Source organism: Rhodococcus sp. GB-02, assembly GCF_053470465.1.
This window is the reverse complement of the sequence record NZ_JBPUKE010000003.1, coordinates 905,064-925,874: the sequence shown is the minus strand read 5'-3', so window position 1 is coordinate 925,874 and position 20,811 is coordinate 905,064. Positions and strand designations below refer to the sequence as shown.

Annotated in this window: 23 protein-coding genes; 15 read left to right on the top strand and 8 right to left on the bottom strand. The window is 62.3% G+C overall.

The window, feature by feature from the left end; translation table 11 throughout:
• The first annotated feature begins 92 nt into the window (after positions 1-92).
• From ffh to trmD, 6 genes are all read left to right on the top strand, one after another.
• Positions 93-1,670: a signal recognition particle protein gene (gene ffh / locus ACSW29_RS24825; protein ID WP_448278533.1), complete on the top strand. Its 1,578-nt coding sequence runs from the start codon at positions 93-95 to the stop codon at positions 1,668-1,670.
• 3 nt (positions 1,671-1,673) lie between these two features.
• Positions 1,674-2,756, top strand: a complete 1,083-nt coding sequence (locus tag ACSW29_RS24820) for an amidohydrolase family protein (RefSeq protein WP_448278532.1) — start codon at positions 1,674-1,676, stop codon at positions 2,754-2,756.
• 209 nt (positions 2,757-2,965) lie between these two features.
• Complete coding sequence (gene rpsP / locus ACSW29_RS24815; protein ID WP_003942818.1) at positions 2,966-3,436, top strand: 30S ribosomal protein S16; 471 nt, start codon at positions 2,966-2,968, stop codon at positions 3,434-3,436.
• Positions 3,433-3,675, top strand: coding sequence for an RNA-binding protein (locus ACSW29_RS24810; protein WP_003939023.1), 243 nt, complete (start codon positions 3,433-3,435; stop codon positions 3,673-3,675). The genes rpsP and ACSW29_RS24810 overlap by 4 nt, the downstream gene beginning before the upstream one ends.
• Before the next feature lie 14 nt (positions 3,676-3,689).
• On the top strand, positions 3,690-4,247 hold the full coding sequence (gene rimM / locus ACSW29_RS24805) for a ribosome maturation factor RimM (RefSeq protein ID WP_230812907.1): 558 nt from the start codon (positions 3,690-3,692) through the stop codon (positions 4,245-4,247).
• A 9-nt stretch (positions 4,248-4,256) separates the two neighbouring features.
• Complete coding sequence (trmD, locus tag ACSW29_RS24800) at positions 4,257-4,961, top strand: tRNA (guanosine(37)-N1)-methyltransferase TrmD (RefSeq protein WP_317827877.1); 705 nt, start codon at positions 4,257-4,259, stop codon at positions 4,959-4,961.
• Here the strand turns inward: trmD and ACSW29_RS24795 are convergent.
• Positions 4,958-5,533 carry a dihydrofolate reductase family protein gene (locus tag ACSW29_RS24795; protein WP_448278531.1) on the bottom strand — a complete coding sequence of 192 codons (576 nt, stop codon included), beginning with the start codon at positions 5,531-5,533 and terminating at the stop codon, positions 4,958-4,960. The genes trmD and ACSW29_RS24795 overlap by 4 nt on opposite strands.
• A 68-nt stretch (positions 5,534-5,601) precedes the next feature.
• Here ACSW29_RS24795 and ACSW29_RS24790 point away from each other — a divergent pair, with 68 nt between their 5' ends.
• Positions 5,602-6,180 (top strand): TetR/AcrR family transcriptional regulator, encoded by a 579-nt coding sequence (locus ACSW29_RS24790; RefSeq protein WP_448278530.1) that lies wholly within the window; start codon positions 5,602-5,604, stop codon positions 6,178-6,180.
• A gap of 4 nt (positions 6,181-6,184) precedes the next feature.
• On the opposite strand, the gene ACSW29_RS24785 is transcribed toward ACSW29_RS24790, so the two are convergent.
• Positions 6,185-6,631 carry a GtrA family protein gene (locus ACSW29_RS24785; RefSeq protein ID WP_347872172.1) on the bottom strand — a complete coding sequence of 149 codons (447 nt, stop codon included), beginning with the start codon at positions 6,629-6,631 and terminating at the stop codon, positions 6,185-6,187.
• Positions 6,628-8,826 carry a hypothetical protein gene (locus ACSW29_RS24780; protein WP_448278529.1) on the bottom strand — a complete coding sequence of 733 codons (2,199 nt, stop codon included), beginning with the start codon at positions 8,824-8,826 and terminating at the stop codon, positions 6,628-6,630. The genes ACSW29_RS24785 and ACSW29_RS24780 overlap by 4 nt, the downstream gene beginning before the upstream one ends.
• Before the next feature lie 172 nt (positions 8,827-8,998).
• Between ACSW29_RS24780 and ACSW29_RS24775 the strand changes: the two genes are divergently transcribed.
• Positions 8,999-9,985 carry a glycosyltransferase gene (locus tag ACSW29_RS24775; RefSeq protein ID WP_230812918.1) on the top strand — a complete coding sequence of 329 codons (987 nt, stop codon included), beginning with the start codon at positions 8,999-9,001 and terminating at the stop codon, positions 9,983-9,985.
• Positions 9,975-11,117: a dTDP-4-amino-4,6-dideoxygalactose transaminase gene (rffA, locus tag ACSW29_RS24770; protein WP_317827872.1), complete on the top strand. Its 1,143-nt coding sequence runs from the start codon at positions 9,975-9,977 to the stop codon at positions 11,115-11,117. The genes ACSW29_RS24775 and rffA overlap by 11 nt, the downstream gene beginning before the upstream one ends.
• 26 nt (positions 11,118-11,143) lie before the next feature.
• Here the strand turns inward: rffA and ACSW29_RS24765 are convergent, their stop codons facing one another.
• Positions 11,144-12,130, bottom strand: a complete 987-nt coding sequence (locus ACSW29_RS24765) for a serine hydrolase (protein WP_448278528.1) — start codon at positions 12,128-12,130, stop codon at positions 11,144-11,146.
• A gap of 75 nt (positions 12,131-12,205) precedes the next feature.
• Here ACSW29_RS24765 and ACSW29_RS24760 point away from each other — a divergent pair, with 75 nt between their 5' ends.
• From ACSW29_RS24760 to ACSW29_RS24735, 6 genes are all read left to right on the top strand, one after another.
• Positions 12,206-14,545 (top strand): Tex family protein, encoded by a 2,340-nt coding sequence (locus ACSW29_RS24760; protein WP_317827870.1) that lies wholly within the window; start codon positions 12,206-12,208, stop codon positions 14,543-14,545.
• 105 nt (positions 14,546-14,650) lie between these two features.
• Complete coding sequence (locus ACSW29_RS24755; RefSeq protein ID WP_317827869.1) at positions 14,651-15,538, top strand: hypothetical protein; 888 nt, start codon at positions 14,651-14,653, stop codon at positions 15,536-15,538.
• Positions 15,539-15,627: 89 nt separating this feature from the next.
• Entirely contained in the window at positions 15,628-15,969 is a 342-nt protein-coding gene (gene rplS, locus ACSW29_RS24750) for a 50S ribosomal protein L19 (RefSeq protein WP_003942791.1), read from the top strand.
• Positions 15,970-16,024: 55 nt separating this feature from the next.
• Positions 16,025-16,828, top strand: coding sequence for a signal peptidase I (lepB, locus tag ACSW29_RS24745; RefSeq protein WP_230812928.1), 804 nt, complete (start codon positions 16,025-16,027; stop codon positions 16,826-16,828).
• A 50-nt stretch (positions 16,829-16,878) separates the two neighbouring features.
• Complete coding sequence (locus ACSW29_RS24740) at positions 16,879-17,559, top strand: ribonuclease HII (protein ID WP_317827868.1); 681 nt, start codon at positions 16,879-16,881, stop codon at positions 17,557-17,559.
• Positions 17,560-17,596: 37 nt separating this feature from the next.
• Positions 17,597-17,902 carry a DUF2469 domain-containing protein gene (locus ACSW29_RS24735; RefSeq protein WP_003942715.1) on the top strand — a complete coding sequence of 102 codons (306 nt, stop codon included), beginning with the start codon at positions 17,597-17,599 and terminating at the stop codon, positions 17,900-17,902.
• 82 nt (positions 17,903-17,984) lie between these two features.
• On the opposite strand, the gene ACSW29_RS24730 is transcribed toward ACSW29_RS24735, so the two are convergent.
• The 4 genes from ACSW29_RS24730 to ACSW29_RS24715 all read right to left on the bottom strand — a co-directional run bounded on the left by ACSW29_RS24730 (position 17,985) and on the right by ACSW29_RS24715 (position 20,671).
• Positions 17,985-19,160, bottom strand: coding sequence for an RtcB family protein (locus ACSW29_RS24730; protein ID WP_448278527.1), 1,176 nt, complete (start codon positions 19,158-19,160; stop codon positions 17,985-17,987).
• A gap of 98 nt (positions 19,161-19,258) precedes the next feature.
• Complete coding sequence (locus tag ACSW29_RS24725) at positions 19,259-19,477, bottom strand: hypothetical protein (protein ID WP_448278526.1); 219 nt, start codon at positions 19,475-19,477, stop codon at positions 19,259-19,261.
• Positions 19,478-19,558: 81 nt separating this feature from the next.
• A complete protein-coding gene (locus ACSW29_RS24720; protein ID WP_448278525.1) occupies positions 19,559-19,753 on the bottom strand; it encodes a hypothetical protein in 195 nt (64 codons plus the stop codon).
• Positions 19,754-19,936: 183 nt separating this feature from the next.
• Positions 19,937-20,671 (bottom strand): hypothetical protein, encoded by a 735-nt coding sequence (locus ACSW29_RS24715; protein WP_448278524.1) that lies wholly within the window; start codon positions 20,669-20,671, stop codon positions 19,937-19,939.
• Positions 20,672-20,811 lie beyond the last annotated feature (140 nt).

Below are 20,811 nucleotides of genomic sequence, written 5' to 3'. Positions count from 1 at the left end.
CCGCATCGGCTGGGATCGGTGCGGGCGTAGCGGCTAGGCTGGTGCCCGAGAATATCCACGGCTAACTCGCACGACCTTCAGGAGCGCACTCGGTGTTCGAATCCCTTTCCGACAGATTGACCGGATCTCTCAAGGATCTGCGTGGCAAGGGTCGTCTGTCCGGCGCCGACATCGACGCTACGGCCCGCGAGATCCGCCTTGCCCTGCTCGAGGCCGACGTCGCACTTCCCGTAGTGCGCAGCTTCATCGCCAAGGTCAAGGAACGAGCCAAGGGCGCCGAGGTCTCGGGTGCACTGAACCCGGCTCAGCAGGTCGTCAAGATCGTCAACGAAGAGCTGGTCGAGGTTCTCGGCGGCGAAACCCGTCGACTCCAGTTCGCCAAGACTCCGCCGACGGTCATCATGTTGGCCGGTCTGCAGGGTTCCGGTAAGACCACGCTGGCCGGAAAGTTGGCCAAGTGGCTCAAGGACCAGGGGCACACGCCCCTGCTCGTCGCCTGTGACCTTCAGCGTCCAGGCGCCGTCACTCAGCTTCAGATCGTCGGTGAGCGCGCGGGCGCCGCAGTCTTCGCTCCGCATCCCGGCACCTCCATCGGCGGCGGCGAGAACGCCCTCGGTGTGTCCGCTGCCGACCCCGTCGAGGTCGCCCGCGCCGGCGTCGAGGAAGCACGCAACAAGCATTACGACGTCGTGATCGTCGACACCGCCGGTCGCCTCGGTATCGACTCGGAGCTGATGGCGCAGGCCGCTGGTATCTGTGACGCCGTCAAGCCGGACGAGACCATCTTCGTTCTCGACGCCATGATCGGTCAGGACGCGGTCAGCACCGCCGACGCTTTCCGTGAGGGAGTCGGCATCACCGGCGTCGTCCTCACCAAGCTCGACGGCGACGCCCGCGGTGGCGCCGCGCTGAGCGTCCGCGAGGTCACCGGCCAGCCGATCCTCTTCGCTTCCACCGGCGAGAAGCTCGAAGACTTCGACGTCTTCCACCCCGATCGCATGGCCAGCCGGATCCTCGGCATGGGCGACGTCCTGAGCCTCATCGAGCAGGCCGAGCAGGTTTTCGACGCCGATCAGGCCGAAGCGACCGCAGCGAAGATCGGTTCCGGTCAGCTCACCCTCGAAGACTTCCTCGATCAGATGATGGCCGTCCGCAAGATGGGCCCGATCGGCAACCTGCTCGGCATGCTGCCAGGTGCAGGCGGCATGAAGGACGCGCTTGCCAACGTCGACGAGAAGCAACTCGATCGAATCCAGGCAATCATCCGCGGTATGACGCCGGCCGAGCGTGACGATCCGAAGATCATCAACGCCTCCCGCCGACTGCGCATCGCGAACGGTTCGGGCGTCAAGGTTTCCGACGTCAACCAGCTGGTGGATCGTTTCTTCGAGGCTCGCAAGATGATGGCTGCCATGGCCGGACGTATGGGCATGCCCGGCGCCCGCAAGCAGGTGCGCAGCAAGAAGGGCAAGAAGGGCAAAAAGGGCGGTAAGGGTCCGACCCAGCCCAAGATGCGCGGAGGATTCCCCGGCATGGGCGGCTTCCCGGGTATGCCCGGCGGCATGCCGGCTGGAATGCCAGACCTGTCGAACATGCCCAAGGGTCTCGACCAGTTGCCGCCCGGACTGGAAGGCATCGATCTCTCTCAGCTCAAGCTGCCCAAGAAGTAGTCGGTGACTGCGCTTCATCTCCGGGGTATCGGTCTGCCCGATGCCCGGCCGATCGAATTGTGGATCGTAGACGGGCTGATTTCCTTCGAGCCGGTGTCCGGCGCGGAGACGATCGTCGAATCGGGTTGGATCACACCGGGTCTCGTGGATGCGCACTGTCACGTCGGTATCCGCTACGGCGGTGGCGGGGGCGAAACCGTCGACGGCTTGCTGGGGCAGGCGAAGACCGAACGTGACGCGGGTGTGCTGTTGCTCCGCGACGCCGGATCGCCGGTCGACACCAGATTCATCGACGAGCGCCTCGATCTGCCGCGGATCATTCGCGCAGGTCAGCACATCGCGGCACCGAAGCGGTACATCCCGGGCCTGCCGGTTGACCTGGACGACGAATCTCAGTTGCCGGCCGAGGTGGTGCGTCAGGCACGCGCCGGTGACGGTTGGGTCAAGCTCGTCGGGGACTGGATCGATCGTTCCATCGGCGACCTCGCCCCGTTGTGGAGCGACGAGATTCTGGTCGAGGCCATCGCCGCCGCCCATGCCGAAGGCGCACAGGTCACCGCTCACGTTTTTGCCGAAGACGCTCTGCCCGGCCTGATCAACGCCGGTATCGACTGCATCGAGCACGGGACCGGACTGACGGATGCGACCATCGAATCGATGGTCGCTCACGGCACGGCCTTGGTTCCTACGCTGATCAACATCGCCACTTTCCCCGAGATCGCGGACTCTGCCACGCGGTATCCGACCTACGCAGCGCACATGCGGGATCTGCACGCTCGTCGACACCAAACCATCGGTGCCGCTCACGACGCCGGGATTCCGATCTATGCCGGAACGGATGCGGGCGGATCGATCAGGCACGGGCGGATCGCCGACGAGATCGCCGAACTCGAAGTTGCCGGTCTGACGGCGCATCAGGCGCTGGGCGCAGCCTGCTGGGACGCGCGGAGTTGGTTGGGTGCGCAGGGCGTCGAAGAAGGAGCGCCCGCCGACCTGGTGGTTTACTCCGAAGATCCGCGCGGCAACCCCGATATGCTCGCGAAGCCGATGCGTGTGATCCTCCGCGGCACCCCCGTGAGTGGTTAGGGAGTCCCTGCGCTCCCTGAACGCGCACAGGGTGGTTTCCGAACGGGCCCACCCATCTGGCACAATGGACCATTGTTCGTCGCAACCGGTTACGTACCGCTGCGACGGTCACAGGATAGAGGCAAAACCGGGCTCACAAATCGTGTGGGTCGCTGAATTGCACGTGACATGCGCAGCACTGTTGTGCGCGCTGAAGGAGAACTGCAGCTGTGGCTGTCAAAATCAAGCTCACCCGCCTCGGCAAGATCCGCAACGCTCAGTACCGCGTTGTCATCGCCGACTCGCGCACCCGTCGTGACGGCCGTGCGATCGAGACCATCGGCAAGTACCACCCCAAGGAAGAGCCCTCGCTGATCGACATCGATTCCGAGCGCGCTCAGTACTGGCTGTCCGTGGGCGCGCAGCCCACCGAGCCCGTCGAGGCACTCCTCAAGATCACCGGTGACTGGCAGAAGTTCAAGGGCCTGCCGGGCACCGAAGGCACCCTGCGTGTCAAGGAAGCCAAGCCCACCAAGCTCGAGCTCTTCCAGGCTGCACTCGCGCAGGCCGAGAACGAGCCGGTTGCTGAAGCAATCACCCCCAAGAAGAAGAAGGCTGCAAAGGCTGACGAGGCCAAGGCAGAAGACACCGCGGCTGACGCCGAGGCTCCCGCTGCAGACGCCGAGGCTGCTGACAAGTGAGTGCAGTCGTCGCTGATGCGGTAGAGCATCTCGTGCGTGGCATCGTCGCCAATCCCGACGATGTTCGTGTCGAGCTGATCACCGGACGTCGGGGACGGACCGTCGAGGTGCACGTGCACCCCGACGATCTCGGCAAGGTCATCGGTCGGGGTGGTCGCACGGCGACCGCTCTGCGGACCTTGGTCTCCGGCATCGGTGGCCGCGGTATCCGTGTTGATGTCGTCGACACCGATCAGTAGACGGCAGTAAACAGGTGGAACTCGTAGTCGGTCGTGTCGCGAAGTCGCATGGCATCAAAGGTGAATTGGTTGTCGAGGTTCGTACAGACGAGCCCGAAGATCGTTTTGCCGTAGGTTCCGTGCTGCGTGGGCGCAAGCCGCGCGAGTCCACACTGAAGTCGTACACAGTGGAAGCCGCCCGGGATCATTCCGGGCGGCTTCTGCTGCGCCTCGAAGGCGTCAGTGACCGTGGCGATGCAGATGCGTTGCGCGGCACACTGTTTGTCATCGACAGTTCCGAACTCGAGCCTTCGGATGATCCGGACGAGTTCTACGATCACGAACTCGAAGGACTGAAGGTCGTCCTCACGGACGGCACCGAGGTCGGTTCGGTCATCGAGGTATTGCATTCCGCCGCAGGCGAATTGCTTTCGATTCGCCGCGCCGGTGAGACGTCCGGTGAATTGCTGATCCCGTTTGTCGCTGCCATCGTCACCTCGGTGTCGATCGCCGACGGCGTCGTGGTGATCGAGCCTCCCGAGGGACTGCTCGACCCGGACTTCGGCGACAAGTCGAACGCCGACAGCGACTGACCGCTTGTCATGCGTCTCGATGTAGTCACCATCTTTCCCGAGTATCTCGAACCGCTTCGTGCTGCCTTGCTGGGCAAGGCAATCGAACGTGGCTTGATCTCGGTCGACGTCCACGATCTGCGGTCGTGGACCCATGACGTGCACAAAGCCGTCGACGATTCCCCGTACGGCGGCGGACCCGGCATGGTCATGAAACCGACCGTCTGGGGCCCGGCCCTGGACGACGTGATCGGGCGAGCAGATACTGACGGCCCGGATGACGTCGAGACGATTCTGGTGGTGCCCACTCCTGCCGGCGTTCCGTTCACCCAGGCGACCGCACACCGCTGGTCCACCGCAAAGCACCTTGTGTTCGCCTGCGGCCGATACGAAGGAATCGATCAACGAGTTTTCGACGACGCAGCCAAGCGGGTTCGCGTCGAAGAAGTCAGCATCGGCGACTACGTACTGATCGGCGGTGAGGCTGCCGTGCTGGTGATGGTCGAAGCTGTTGTTCGACTGATGCCCGGCGTGCTGGGCAATCAGCTTTCACACCAAGAAGATTCGTTTTCCGACGGACTACTCGAAGGACCCAGTTACACGCGTCCGGCCGTGTGGCGCGACCTCGAGGTTCCGCCCGTTCTGCTGTCGGGTGATCACGCAAAGATCAAGGCTTGGCGCCATGCGCAGTCGCTGCAGCGCACGGCCGAGCGTCGACCGGATCTGCTCCCTTAGGTATTTCTCTTCAACCAGGTGATGCTCGCGCCGTCACTCAGCGATTCGGTTGCAGTCGGTGTGAACAGTGTCGGCTCGAAGTTGCCTCTGATCATCGGTATGCCCGCGCCTGCGACAACCGGATACCTCTTGATGACCAATTCGTCGATCTCCGGTAGTAGTTCGCCCGCGAGAGTTCCGCCGCCGCAGAGCCAGATGTCTTGTCCCTCAGCTTCTTTGAGGGCTTTGACCAGCGCCAGCGGATCAGTGCGGATGAGGGTGATCGCGGGATCCTCGGTGTCGGGGAGGGTGGTAGAGACGACGAACTGGCGCAGATGTGCGAAGGGGCTCGTCACCCCGGCGGTCAGCCCGGGTTCGTACGAACCGCGACCCATGATGACGGTGTCGAAGACCTTGTTGGGTGCGCCCTCCACTCCGAGGGAAGACCGCACGTGCGTTGGCACGGTGTCGGGATACCGGTCGCATATCCAGGCCGTGATCTGTTCGGATACCGGGTAGAAGTCGAATTCGCCGCCTGGTCCCGCGATGTAGCCGTCGAGCGATGCTCCCACGTAGTACACAAGCTTTCGCATGAAGTGCTCCGTTCGTAGTACTCTGTTTGTAGTGGTTTAACCTAGGGTTGTGTCTGGAGTGATGTCAAGTGCGAAAGAACCCGAAACGTCGGCTTGCCCTGATCGACGCGGCAATCGAGGTGTTGGCTTGGGAAGGGGCTCGGGGCTTGACCTTTCGAGCCGTCGACACTCAGGCAGCCGTGCCGAACGGGACTGCGTCGAACTACTTCTCGAATCGCGACGACCTGCTCACCCAAGCGGGTGGCCGGATCTACGAGCGACTGATACCGGACGACCTCGAGGGATTGATCGATCCCGTCAACGGCACCGATCGTGAGCGCCTGGTGACGCTCATGCTCGAAGTGGTCGAGCGGGTCACCTCGTTCGGGACGGGTTTCCTTGCACTCATGGAGTTGCGGCTGGAGGCGACGCGTCGACCGGACCTGCGTGCGGTACTGACCGTCAGTATCCGAGAAGACTTCGATCTGAACGTAGCCAATCATCTGGCGTCGGGCGTGCCCGGTGATGCGATGACCGTTCGCCTGCTCTACATGTCCTTGAACTGGCTCGTACTGGATCGACTCACATTGCCGAACCTGTTCGGAGAGGAAGATATTCGAACGATCGTTGAATCGGCAGTGGATCGAGCGTTACCCCGCGAGTCGTAGACGGTCAGTGCAGTTCAGTAGGTTTGCGGCGGAACGAGAAGTATCGATGACCGAAGAAACTCACACCGGCAACGATCAGCATGACAACGGCCTGAGCGGGGAGCGGCGGGGCGTGCAGAATCGACACTGCGAGTGTTCCGAGAATCAGATTCAGCACGAGGCCACCGGAATTGACGACGATGAACGCGCCCAGGTCGCGGGCAACATGTCCGCGAACGCGGAAAACCAGAGTCCGATGCAGAACAAAAGCGATGAGGACGCTGATGGAGTACGCGCCGATCACGGCCACCTGATACAGATTCTTGTTGTCGAGGATCAATGACCACATCACGAAGAGCACGTAGCCGATCGCCGTATTGGCCACTCCGACAATGGCAAACGCGATGGGTTGATGCTTGACCACCCGCAGCAGTGGGCCGGGGTTCTCGGTCGATGCGACGCCTTCCGTCATGAAGACTCGGTGTGCACGTCGCTGATCCGGTCCTTGCGTCGCGTGCGCAGATACATCCACTCGAGCACACCGAGTCCGAGGATTCCGGCGACCATCGAGGCGCCGCCGACCTTCCATCCCGGGGGGCGCCACGTCAGGACAAGTTCCGCGTCTTTCGTACCGGCTGGAACGTCCACGGTGACAAAGGACTTCGCGACGACGTCGATCGGCACGGGCTGACCACCTAGGCTGGCCCGATATCCGGGCCAGCCGAGGCGCGCGAACACGACCTTTCCGCCATTCTCAGAACTGACTCGCAGGGTGCTGGACAAGTTCGATTCCGCGATCGACGTAGCCTCGACGCCTTGGGCGTCGGCGATGCGGCCGTTGCGTGTCGAGACGGGGCCGTCGACGCGTTCGAGTACCGAGATGAAGTTCTCGTGTCCGGGGTAGTCGACCCATTTCCATCCGTCGGGAGCCGGGTTCTTGCGTGCATCGGGGTAGAGGGCGTTTTGCAGTACGACGCGGTCCACGTTCATCAGATCGACGATGGTGCGGCCAGTGGTGGGTTCGACGGCGAATGCGCGTCGGAAGGCGTCGGGGCAGACGCTCATGTCCCATCGCATGCAGAGCAGGTCACCGAAGTAGAAGTGCCCGTTAGGGGTGTAGCCGCTGGTGTAGGTCAGTTCGAGGTCTTTGGGGTAGTTGCCGAAGGCCAGGGAACCGTACGCTCCGTCGAGAGTTCGGTCGCCGGGGCCGATGAGCGCGCGGTCGCCCAGTTGTAGTGTCGTGCCCTCGAAGTCGGGGAAGGTTTCCTTCATCTCCGAGCGGGATTCGGGCAGGTTCCAGCTCATCGGGGTTGGTTGTGCTGCTCGAACCTGGGCGTAAGCGATGGGGGAGACCGCGACGATCGCTACGAGGCATGCGAACGCAGTGCCCTTGGTACGGCCGAGCCACACCATCGCGGCGCCGAGGGCAACGACGGCGACGGCTGAGATCACATGCCATTTCGCGAGCCCTGGGGCTGCCGAGGCGGACCGAATCAGAAGCAGGCCCACGAGGATTCCCGCGGCAACGCAGCGCCCGCGCAACTTGTCGGTCGTGGCGTAACGCCCGAGCAGGATGCACACCAGAAGCAGAAGGCCGATGGCCACCATCGGAAGCACGCGTGCGGGCCACCGCAGTGGGCCGATCGTGCTCGGCCCGGCAGTCCACATGAGGACGGCGACGGTGAAGACCCCGACGGCGGTCAATTCGCGTGCCGCGGCGCGTGCCTTGCCCCAGTCGATGAACGCCAGTGCCGGAATGAGGAACCAGGCGACGTAGACCATGGGCATGGTCTGGATGTATCCCCACCACGAGGTGAACGCAGGCATGGTGCTCGGCAGGCTCGCGTTCAGCGATTCCGACCACGGAACAGCGAGGAAAGCGTCGTTCTTGACCTCGGAGGCACCGCGCCAGGTGACGTCCGCGGTGAGCAGGCTAGGCAGATACGTCGCGAGACCGGCCAGGGCCGCACACGCGGACACCGCCAGAAGCCGCAGTGACGGCAGCCAACGCCGCTGATAGACAACTTCGCCGATTGCGACCGCACCGATCATCAAGCCGGATTCGACTGCGGGGAAAACATATTGGACCGACATCGCGAGATACAAGAACACGAAGGTCGGGATCGGACCGCTCTTGCCTCGGGCGTAGCGGATTGCCGACGCCCACGCCTGAACCATCCAGGCAGTGCCGGTGAAGGCAGTCATCCAACTGGCCGAGTCGAAGAACAGCAGGAAACCGGTGAACGGAATCGAGACGCCGGCGACGGCAGCCCACGTGGGCTTCGAGCCGTACTCGATGCAGATCCGATAGACGCCGAGTGCAAGGATGATCGCGAAGATCAACTTCACGATCGTCGCGTACAACGCCAAGTTGTCGAAGGACGGTGCGATCAGGTCGATCAGGAGTTGCGGTGGATTGAGAAGGCCTGCTTCCTCGATCGCGTAGTTGCCCGCCATCCAGTTCTCGGGGACGAGCACCGGGAGGTGTCCTTCTCGCAGACTGCGGCCGAGCATGACCCACAGCGGCGCGTACTGGGACTCGGTGTCGTCGGTGTAGAAGTGACGAGCATTCGCGAGCACCACGGCCAGATAACCGGCGATGACACCGATCGCCGTGACGGCGCCCCACTTGTACACGTCTGCCCGGGCGAGAGTGCGAGTTTCCACCACGAGTTCCAGACCTTAACAGGGCAGGTGGGGCGTACGGAGACGCGAGCGCGTCACGTGCCGCCGGCATCCGAAGTCAAGACATCTCTGCGTGTTAAAGTTCGCGACGGTGTGGGCCTGATCGTGCCTGTCTCTCGGCGCCAGTCGAGCCCCCTGAAGGGAGTGGAAGCGAGTGCACTCGATTTCCGTCGTAGTGCCCGTTTATCAGGGCGAAAAGACGATCACGGCGCTCGTCGAGGAGTTGGACGCCCTGGGCGCACCGAGTACGACGCCCGGTGGTGCGCAGTTCTCCGTCGACGAGATCGTGCTGGTCCACGACAACGGCCCGGACCGCTCCGACGTGGTGTTGCTCGAACTGGAGCGCCGTTTCGAGCAGGTGCGTGTCGTGTGGCTCAGCCGCAACTACGGCCAGGACGCGGCGACCATCGCCGGCATGGCCGCTGCAACTGGCCAGTGGATCGTGACGATGGACGAGGACGGCCAGCACGACCCGGTGCACATCGGGGCTTTCCTCGACACCGCGCTGACGGAGCGATCCGATCTCGTGTATTCCAAACCCACGAACACACGCCCGCACGGATTCTTGCGGAACCTGACCTCGCGCGGCGCAAAGATCGTCTTGGCGACGGTATTCGCGTTCCCTGACTCGACGAGATTCGAAAGTTACCGCCTGATCCGCGGTGACATCGGCCGACAGTTGGCCGGCGTCGCCGCCAACGGCGTGTATCTGGACGTCGCGCTGACGTGGGTGGTCGGCAACACGGCCACGGCGCCGGTGACACTTCGAGCCGAAGGCCGCGAGGAATCCGGGTACAACTACCGCCGTTTGTTCTCGTTGTTCTGGAAGATGGTGTTGTGTAGCGGAACCCGCGGTCTGCGGCTGGTCAGTCTGCTCGGAGTCACCCTGGCGTCGGCCGGTGTGATCATGGCCGCGGTGATCTTCATCCAGGCCATGACCGGCGACAACAACGACCCCGAAGGATGGGCGTCGATCATCATGGCGCTGCTGGTCTGTTCAGGTGCGATCCTGTTCTCACTCGGGCTGATCGCCGAATACCTCGGTGTCGCACTGCACGTCCTCGTCGGAAAGCCGCTGTATCTGACTGTCGATTCACCGCGGCCGGGAACCTCGATCGATCGGCGTACTCGTGAGCACTGATCGAATCATCTTCTCCCGCCCCTATCGGGCATCGAACGAATTGTCGAATCTGGCAACGGTTCTGGAGTCCGATCACATTCACGGTGACGGGCGTTTCACCAAGTCCGCGACTGCAGCAATCAAAACGATCACCGGGTCCACGCACGCTCTGCTGACCACCTCGTGCACACACGCACTCGAATTGGGTGCCCTGCTGCTCGAATTGGGCCCGGGCGACGAGGTCATAGTTCCGAGCTTCGCGTTCAGTTCGGCGGCGACCGCCGTCGCGTTGCGCGGTGCCACTGTTGTTTTCGTCGACATCGATCCGAGTACCGGCAACATCGATCCGGCCTGCGTCGCGGCGGCGATGACGGAACGGACCAAAGCTGTACTGGTCATGCATTACGGCGGAGTCGCCGCCGACATGGAACCTCTACTCGACCTCGTGGAACTCCGCGGCGTCGCGTTGATCGAAGACAACGCACACGGACTCGGCGGAAAGTGGCGCGGGCGGGCGCTCGGCACCATCGGAACAATCGGAACGCAGAGTTTTCACGACACCAAGAACGTTCACTGCGGCGAGGGTGGCGCGCTGTTGCTCTCCGACGGTCAGCTGATGACCCGCGCCGAAATCATCCGTGAGAAGGGGACCGACCGTGCGCGCTTCCTGCGCGGCCAGGTCGACAAATATTCGTGGCAGGACATCGGGTCGAGCTATTTGCCCAGTGAACTCAATGCCGCCGTCCTCGACGCACAACTCTCCGAGTTCGACGCGATTCAGGCGGCCAGGCATCGCGTCTGGGATGCCTACAGCGTGAGTTTGGGCGAGTGGGCGGCCGCGAACGGTGTCGTGCCCATGGCTGTGCCCGATGATCGCGAGCACACCGCGCACCTGTTCTATCTCAAGATGCCGACCGAAGAGAGCCGTGACGGCTTGATTCGGCATCTTGCCGCCGACGGAATCGTGGCGCCGTTCCACTACATTCCGCTGGATACTAGTGCGGCTGGTGTGCGCTACGGACGAACACCGGAGCCGTGCGTGCGTAGTGCCGAGTTCTCGGCGTCGATCCTTCGACTGCCGTTGTGGCCGATGCTCACCTCCGAACAGCAGGAACGGGTCATCAGTTCGGTGCTCGAGTACAAGCAAGACTGAGTTGGAATCGGGCCGCGTGGGCCGAATCAGGGTCCGGAGGCTTCGGGCATCACCGAATCCGTGTTCATGGATGCTGCCGCCCAGTTGTCGATGCTTCCGCTCGGGAAGAGGATTTGTGTGACGCCGGTGACCGTGTCGCGTGCGTGCAGTGCGCTTTCGTCGTCGACAGCATCGGTGAACGAAGTGTCGGGGTAGAAACTGTCCTCGTCCGTGTACTGGACGTCTTCTCGTGAACCGATCGCGATGATGTATCGGTTGTCGTCACCGACGATGCCGGTGGACAGGTGTATCCACTTGTCCTCGACACAACACATCCAGCCTTGTTTGACTCCGATGACCGGCTCGCCGAACAGGGCCTCGGGCAGGCCGAACCTCTGGTCGTAGCCGTCGGTTCCTTCGGGAGTGGATTGCCGCAGGTACTCGACGAACTGGTCGACCCGTTCAGGTCCGAGTTGGTCGGAGTCGTCGAGGATGCCGTTGTAGAAGGTGACCAGGTCACGGGTCGTGGTTTCGGTGTTCCACCACATTCCGTCCCACGGCGGCGTCGTCGCGGTCAGTGCGTAACGCTCGGCGACGCGGGTGATCACCTCTTGACCGCCGACCTCGTCCCACAGGAGGTTGGCTGCGGTGTCGTCGGAGGATTCGAGCATCGCCGCCATGAGGGTGCGGTCGTCGTCCGTGATCGGCCGCTCGCCTCGCGCGTCCTGATGAAGTAGATCCTCCGCGATGAACAGCTTTGCCACCGAGGCGGTTTCGATCTGCTGGTCGCTCGACACATCGAGGTACTTGTCCGAGGAGCGGTCGAGGATGGCGATGGAGACGTCTGCACCGCGTCCGAGCGCCGCCACCTGGGCTTGCGCCAGTCGACCGTCGAGAGTCTCCGCGACCGGAATATTGGTGTCGGGGAAGGCGGGGGTCTGCATCGAATCATCCGGGTTCTGTCCGCCGCTGCACGACGCCGCAAAAGTAACTGCGGCCGCCATTGCGGCAATCCGGACGTACCGCGTACTCATCTGTTTCCCCCGGTAGCCCTGACACGGCACTGTTGCCGATCTTCTTGTCTCAGGATAGCGGTAGGGTCGGATCTCGTGATTCTCAAGACCGTGAATAAGCGCATTGCCGAGGAACTCGACGTCCGCGAAGGCCAGGTTGCAGCAGCAGTCGACCTTCTCGACGGCGGAGCCACGGTGCCCTTCATCGCCCGGTACCGCAAGGAAGTCACCGGCACGCTCGACGACGCTCAGTTGCGACTCCTGGACGAGCGGCTGCGGTATCTCCGCGAGCTCGACGACCGTCGTGACGCCGTGCTCACGGAGATCGACTCTCAGGGCAAATTGGACGATCAATTGCGTGGTCAGATCATGCTGGCCGAGACAAAAGCGCGGCTGGAGGACATTTACCTTCCCTTCAAGCCGAAGCGTCGTACCAAGGCGCAGATCGCTCGTGAGGCCGGCCACGAGCCCGTCGCGGATGCCCTCATCGGCGACCCCACCACCGATCCCGCGCAGTATTCGGACGAGCAACTCGACGGAGCCCGGTCGATCCTCGTGGAGCGCTTCGCCGAGGACGCCGATCTGGTCGGCGAACTGCGCGAGCTGATGTGGAGTCGCGGCCAGGTCGTCTCCTCGGTCCGGAAGGGTAAGGAATCCGATGGCTCGAAGTTTGCTGACTACTTCGAGTTCTCGGAGCCGTTCTCCAAATTGCCTTCTCATCGCATCCTCGCCGTCCTGCGCGGAGAGAAGGAAGAAGTGCTGTCGGTGAACATGGCCGCCGACACCGAAGAACTCGCGCCGGGGGAGCGCACGGTCTACGAAGGCCGCATCGCGTCGCGGTTCGAGATCGCCGACCGTGGCCGTGCCGCGGACGGGTGGCTCCTCGACACCGTGAGGTGGGCGTGGAAGACGAAGTTCGCGGTCACGCTAGGTATCGACACTCGGATGCGTCTGCGACAGTCGGCCGAAAAGGATGCCGTCGACGTCTTCGCCACCAACCTCAAGGATCTACTCCTCGCGGCTCCCGCCGGCGCCCGACCCACCATGGGACTCGACCCCGGATTCCGCACCGGAACCAAAGTTGCCGTCGTCGACGGAACCGGCAAAGTTGTTGCCTACGAGACGATTTACCCACACCAGCCGCAGAACAAGTGGGACGCCGCTCTTGCGACGCTTGCCGGGTTGGTCGCCAAGCACGGCGTCGAATTGATCGCCATCGGCAACGGCACGGCCTCACGCGAGACCGACACGCTCGCTACCGAACTGATCAAAAAGACCGGCGCGCCCAACCTGACCAAGATCGTCGTGTCCGAGGCAGGCGCATCGGTGTACTCGGCTTCGGCTTATGCGTCGCAGGAACTTCCCGACCTCGACGTCTCGATTCGCGGTGCGGTGTCCATTGCGCGTCGCCTGCAAGATCCGTTGGCGGAGTTGGTGAAGATCGACCCCAAGTCCATCGGCGTCGGTCAGTACCAGCACGACATCACCGAATCGCTGCTCTCACGTTCCCTCGACGCCGTCGTCGAAGATGCCGTCAACTCGGTCGGCGTCGACGTCAACACTGCGTCCGTGCCGCTGCTCGCTCGGGTGTCCGGGATCGCAGGCTCCCTCGCGGAGAGCATCGTCGCGCATCGGGACCAGAACGGTCCGTTCAAATCCCGCAAGGGACTCAAGGACGTCTCACGATTGGGGCCCAAGGCATTTGAGCAGTGCGCCGGCTTCCTTCGGATCGCCGACGGTGACGACCCCCTCGACGCGTCGAGCGTCCACCCGGAGGCGTATCCGGTGGTTCGCAAGATCGTCGCGAGTGCCGGCGGGGACGTTCGCTCCGTGATCGGAAACTCGCAGGCACTTCGATCGGTCAAGGCGTCCGACTACGTCGACGAGCGATTCGGTCTGCCGACCGTCACCGACATCATCTCCGAGTTGGAGAAGCCTGGACGAGATCCGCGACCCGAGTTCAAGACCGCGACTTTTGCCGCAGGCATCGAAAAGGTCGCGCACCTCAAGCCCGGTATGACGCTCGAAGGTGTGGTCACGAACGTCGCCGCCTTCGGCGCCTTCGTTGACATCGGAGTTCACCAGGACGGTCTGGTTCACGTCTCGGCGATGTCGCACAACTTCGTCAAGGACCCGCGAGAGGTCGTCAAATCGGGTGACGTCGTCAAGGTGAAGGTTCTCGAAGTGGACGAGGCGCGCCAACGCATCGGGTTGACGCTTCGTCTCGACGACGAGGTGGGCGCTCCCCGCAAGTCCGAAGGCCCGCGAGGTGGGCAACCCCAGCGACAGGGCCAGCCTCCACGTCAGGGCCAGGGCCAGGGGCAGCAGCGAGGTGGCGGTGGGCGACAGGGTGGACGCGAGTCGCGTCCGGACAACCGTGCGCCCGTCGCAGGATCGATGGCAGACGCGCTGCGCAAGGCCGGCTTCGGCAAGTAAAGCGGTACGCCGGGTTTTCGAAGTCCGTATCGTCACAATCGAGTCGGTTGTCAGTATGAATCCGATCAAGAATCGGATCATGAATTCGGTGAAGGGAGGACAGTGATGCGGGAGTGGCTCGAGCGAGAGATCATCGCCCATGGCCGATTGCCGCTGCTGTTCTTCCTTCTCGGGTTCCTGTCCGCCTTCCTCTTCATCCGCCTGAGCGTCCGGATGATCCGCGCACAGGTGAAATGGTGGCCGGGCAACATCGCGCCAGGCGGTCAGCACGTGCATCACGTCGTGTTCGGTGTCGTCGCGATGATGATCTCCGGTGGTGCGCTGATCGCGGTCTACGTCGACGGTTCGCAGACCACCGGTGCCGTACTGGCGGCGATCTTCGGTATGGGTGCGGCGTTGGTGCTCGACGAGTTTGCACTGATTTTCTACCTGAAGGACGTGTACTGGGCCGAGCAAGGTCGGACCTCGGTGGATGCGGTCTTCGTTGCGATCGCCGTGACCGGTCTGGTGCTGTTGGGGTTCCGCCCGCTCGAACTGCTCGACGTCGCCGGATTCCGTGAAGAACGAGATCCGTGGATCAAGTTGGTCTTCGTTTTTGTCGCGTTGATCAACTTCGCCCTGGCAGCCATCGTCATTCTCAAGGGGAAGATCTGGACGGGGCTCGTGGGCCTGTTCGTCTTTCCGTTGCTGGTAATCGGTGCAGTTCGCCTGAGCCGGCCGGGTGCGCCGTGGGCACGTTGGCGATACACGCGCAAGCCGAAACGGATGAACCGCGCTCTCGAGCGTGAACGGAAATGGCGTCGGCCCGTCATCCGGGCCAAGATCTACGTTCAGGATCTCATTGCCGGATCACCGAGCGTCGAGCATGCGATGACGGCGGCCGAGCAGGAATTGGACCACACCGTCCACGCGGCTCCGCCACCACCGATTTCCCCGCTGGTGTCCGCGTCTGGCACAATGGACGGGTTGCCTGGACCAGGCAGCAGCACTTGATCTGGGCACGAACCAGACGAGCGCCGTTTCGGGAGACCGAAACGCGTGCCGCTCGGTTCCTCTGCTCCTGCGAAATACAAGGATGACATATGAACACCCTGGACTTCCTGGACAAAAAGTCGCTCCGCGACGACATCCCCGAGTTCCGTCCCGGCGACACGCTCAACGTGAACGTCAAGGTTATCGAAGGCTCCAAGGAGCGCGTGCAGGTCTTCAAGGGCGTCGTTATTCGTCGCCAGGGCGGCGGCGTTCGCGAGACCTTCACCGTCCGTAAGGTCTCCTTCGGCGTCGGCGTCGAGCGCACCTTCCCGGTTCACAGCCCCACGCTGGCCTCCATCGAGGTTCTGACCCGCGGTGACGTCCGTCGCGCCAAGCTGTACTACCTCCGTGAGCTTCGTGGCAAGAAGGCGAAGATCAAGGAAAAGCGCTGATCTTTCCGATGAGCCCGGCACCGCGTACACGCGGTGTCGGGCTAATCTGGTTTCTGTGGCAGATTCTTCGAAGGAGCAGGCATTGTCGTCCGGACCCGAGAATCATGAGGGATCAAGCGGTTCCGAGGAACCGACCTCACATCGGCCGCAGAAGAAACAGCGATCGTTCCTGCGAGAACTCCCTGTTCTGATCGGCGTCGCGCTGGTACTGAGCATCGTTCTTCAGGCATTTGTCTTCAGAGTTTTTCTCATCCCATCCGAGTCGATGGAACCGACACTGCACGGCTGTGCAGGATGTACCGGTGACCGCATCGTGGTGGAGAAGATCGGATACCGCTTCGGCGATCCGGAACCTGGCGACGTCGTCGTCTTCAAAGGACCCGATTCGTGGAACACGAAATATGTGTCCAATCGGTCCGACAACGTTGTCGTCCGCGGCATTCAAGAGGTCGGTTCGTGGGTCGGCCTCGTTCCGCCGGACGAGAACGACTTGGTCAAGCGAGTGATCGCCACCGGCGGCCAGACCGTCGAATGCTGTGACGATCAGGGCCGAGTCCTGGTCGACGGCAAACCACTCGACGAGCCGTACATCAAGATGGACTTCCCGTTCACTCCGGGAACACAAACGTGTGACACCGAACTGAAGTCGGGGCGCTGCTTCGGACCGATCACCGTGCCCGAGGGACACGTATGGGTCATGGGTGACAACCGGAGCAATTCCGCCGATTCGCGGTACCACGTCGACGACGAGTTCCAGGGAACCGTCCCGGTCGACAACATCATCGGTCAAGCGCGATTCATCGTCCTTCCTCCGTCGCGAATGGGTGGCATCGATGCGCCTGATATTCAGGGCAATTGAGTTGTCGGACCGCACACATGGATTCGTTTAGTTCCGAGTAGGCAGAGACAGTGAGTAGTTGGCCCCCTCGCGTTGTCATTCGCAGATCGGCAGGTCTGCGGACGATGGAGTCTGCGTTGGCACGAACCGGACTCGGTCCGGTCGCCGGCGTCGACGAAGCCGGTCGCGGAGCGTGCGCCGGTCCGCTCGTCATTGCAGCGTGCGTGCTGGCACCGAAACCGCAAGCGGCACTGGCGCGTCTGGACGATTCGAAGAAGCTGACCGAACGTGCTCGCGAGGAGCTTTTCCCAGCCATCAAGCGCTTGGCATTGGCGTGGAGTGTCATCGCTGTTCCCGCGGCGGAAGTCGACCAGATCGGTATTCACGTCGCGAACATCGAGGGGATGCGGCGAGCAGTTGCGGGCCTCGACCTCGAACCGGGCTACGTCCTCACCGACGGGTTCCGGGTTCCGGGTTTGACGGCTCCCTCGCTACCGGTCATCGGCGGTGACGGCGCCGCTGCATGTATCGCCGCGGCCAGCGTTCTCGCGAAGGTGACCCGAGATCGCGTGATGACCGAGATGGACGACACTCATCCCGGATACGGCTTCGCGATTCACAAGGGATACAGCACGCCCCTGCACATGGGCGCTCTCGACGAGCTGGGGCCGTGCCCCGAGCACCGCATGACCTATGCCAACGTGGTGGCTGCAGGAGTCCGGTTGGAACAACGTGCAGGCCGTACGGGATGATGGTAGTTCAGACGAACTGGGAGGACTGGCTAAACCGATGAGTGCCGAGGATCTCGAGAAGTACGAAACCGAGATGGAGCTGTCGCTCTACCGCGAATACCGGGACATCGTCGGACAGTTCTCCTACGTCGTGGAGACCGAACGACGTTTCTACCTGGCCAACACGGTTGAGTTGCTGCCCCACAATTCAGACGGGGAGATCTACTTCGAACTGCGGATGTCCGACGCGTGGGTGTGGGACATGTACCGCCCGGCGCGATTCGTGAAGTACGTACGCGTCGTGACGTTCAAGGACGTCAACATCGAAGAGTTGGACAAGCCGGATCTGCGCCTTCCTGACTGACTGTGCCTGCTGCACAGATCTCGACGACGAAGTGCCCCGCCGATATCGGCGGGGCACTTCGTATTTCGCGGAGTTGCGCGGGTCAGTTGCCCTTGACGTTCACGATCTGACGCAGGGTGTGTCGAATCTCGACCAGGTCCTTCGCGTCGTCCATCACGACGTCGATGTCCTTGTACGCACCCGGGATCTCGTCGAGGAACGCAGCGGAGCGCTTGTATTCGATTCCGACCATTGCCTTGTCGAGATCTTCGATGGTGAATGTCTTGCGTGCCTGGTTGCGTCCGTACACCCGACCCGCGCCATGGGGGCTGGACTTGAACGACGGCACGTTTCCCTTGCCGACGACAACGTAACTTGCGGTCCCCATCGAACCGGGGATGAGCCCAGGAGTGCCCTCGTCTGCCTTGATCGCGCCCTTGCGGCTCAGCCACACGCCTCGGCCCATGTGGAATTCCTTCTGGGTGAAGTTGTGGTGGCAGTTGATCCGCTCGATCTCGTCGATGATCGTGCCGTCACCTATGAAGTGCGCGAAGTCCTTCACGACGCGGTCCATCATCTCTTCGCGGTTGAGCAGAGCGAAGTGCTGAGCCCAGTTGAGATCGGTGATGTACGAGTCGAATTCGGGCGTCTTCTCGACCAGGTACGCAAGATCCGGATCGGGAAGGTTGATGTACCACCGTTCGCACAAGTCCTTGGCGATCTTGATGTGATGCTGTGCGAGCTTGTTTCCGATACCGCGGCTGCCCGAGTGCAGGAACAGCCAGACGCCGTCGCTCTCGTCGAGCGTCACCTCGATGAAGTGGTTGCCAGAACCCAGCGTCCCGAGCTGAAACCTCCAGTTGTTCTTGAACTTGTCGTAGAAGGGCAGACGATCGCCCGCCATGGTCTCCAGTTCTGCGATGCGGATTTGCGCCGTGTCGCTCAGCGTCTTGTTGTAGACACCTGCCGAGAGTGGAACGGAGTGTTCGATGCTGTGGCGAAGAACGCTCAGGTCGCGGCCTTGAAGGTCGCGCGCGCTGAACTGGGTTTTGACCGCGATCATTCCGCAGCCGATATCGACTCCGACGGCGGCGGGCATGATTGCGCCTTCCGTCGGAATCACCGAACCCACCGTCGCTCCCGCACCGAGGTGCGCATCCGGCATCAATGCCAGATGTGGACGGACAAAAGGCATCTGGGACGTGCGCAGCGCTTGCTCGCGAGTATTCTCGTCGAGTATCGATGCCCAGTTCCACAGCCTTTTGGTGATCTTCTCCATCAGATTTCTCCCACATAGTTCACAGCCGAACCGATCGGTCCGGTGTGTCGTGCAGGAATGACCATGCGCTCCGTCAGTAGTTGTGTGCAACTTCTTTTTCAGGTGCGCAGGCCGTCTGCGAGTTCGTAGATCCGTCCGACGTACTTCTCCTGGAAGGCTTTTCGGGCAGCGTTTGCTTGTTGCCGTGCGCCCATCTGGGAGTAGAGGTACTCGAGATGAAGCAAGCTCTCGCCGATGTCGACGCGTCGCTGGTCGAGAACTGTCAGCTCGTCGACCAGTCGAGCCAGATCTAACGCGGTGTCCGGTACCTCGTCCATGGCGGTCCTCGATGTTCGTGTGTGCATCCTGATTTCGAGGCTAACACTTTTCGAACATATTTTCGATACCCGCCCTGTTGTTTACTTCGCCAACGTGGCGGTCAGTTGGTCGACGGCATACGGAATACTCAGGACCGTGCTGCCGGACATCGACGCACCAATGGGTGGGTCTGCGGTGTATCGCACGACTATCGCATTTCCGTTCTTCACGGTGGGTAGCCGCTGGTAGAGGATGTTGCGGGCGAGGGCTTTCTCTCCTTCCGAGTCGGCCATCACGATCAAGCAGTCGATGGGCTCGAGGATGTCGTAGCGCTCGTTCGGAAGCCAGTCGCCGAACTTGTGTTTCGCTGATGGCCTGTCGAAATTTGGTTGAAGGTCGAGCTTGCTTCAAGAACGACGAAATGGGCCGAGCTACCAGCATGCGCTGGTAGCTCGGCCCATCTCCTAATCCGAACTGAGTCAGCTCATGTTTCCGAGTACGTTGCCCAGGACGCCGCTGATGACATTGGTCATCGACCCCTGCGGGTCGGTGAGGGAGCCGAATACCTGGCCCGATCCGGAGTTGAGTGAGCCGAAGCCCATGTCCTCGAGGCTTCCGGCGCCCGCCTCGACGGGGTTCGGCTGCCGGATGGTGACACACACGCCCATCGGATTGATATTCCAGTTTCCGGCCGCGAGCACTATGTTGGTGCCGGCGCCGCTGTCGTACTGCGTGCCTACGGCCGCGCTATCGGGAACTTTGTAGGTGGTTTCCAGAGCGATGACACCACCGCCCGCCGTGGTCCACCCGCCGCCCTTGGCGACTACGGAGTTGTTGCCGACAACAGCAGTTTTGGTAACGTCATCCCACTGCTGGTCGCCGATAAGCCATTTGACGTTCAGGCGAGCCTTGACCAGCTGGAATCCTGCCGGGTGGAAATCGCGGATCTCGTTGACGAGTGCTCCCGAACCGGAAACCTTGGTTAGGTAGGTGACCGTCTGCCCCGCGGCAACCTTGCCGTCGCCGACAACCTCCTTGCTGAGGGTGTAGGGCGTCCCGAGCGAGCCGGCCCAACTGCTGGTGACTGACTGGTTGAGCGCGCATGCCGGTGCTGCTTGCGCCACCGAGGCTCCAAGTCCAACAGTGACGCCGGCGGCAATGAGGACGAGGGACGTGGTGGTGGCTACTGCGTGGCGTAGTGAGCGGCGGGCCATATAGAACTCCATTCAGCGGGGTGCGTGACGGTTTGAGCAAAACTGTAACTAGTTCTACTGGACTTTCGTCCAAATTGTGGTGGATTTCAGAAAATTGTCAGGGTTGGGCCCGCCGTTGGTGTGTCGCGCTGCCGAATTCC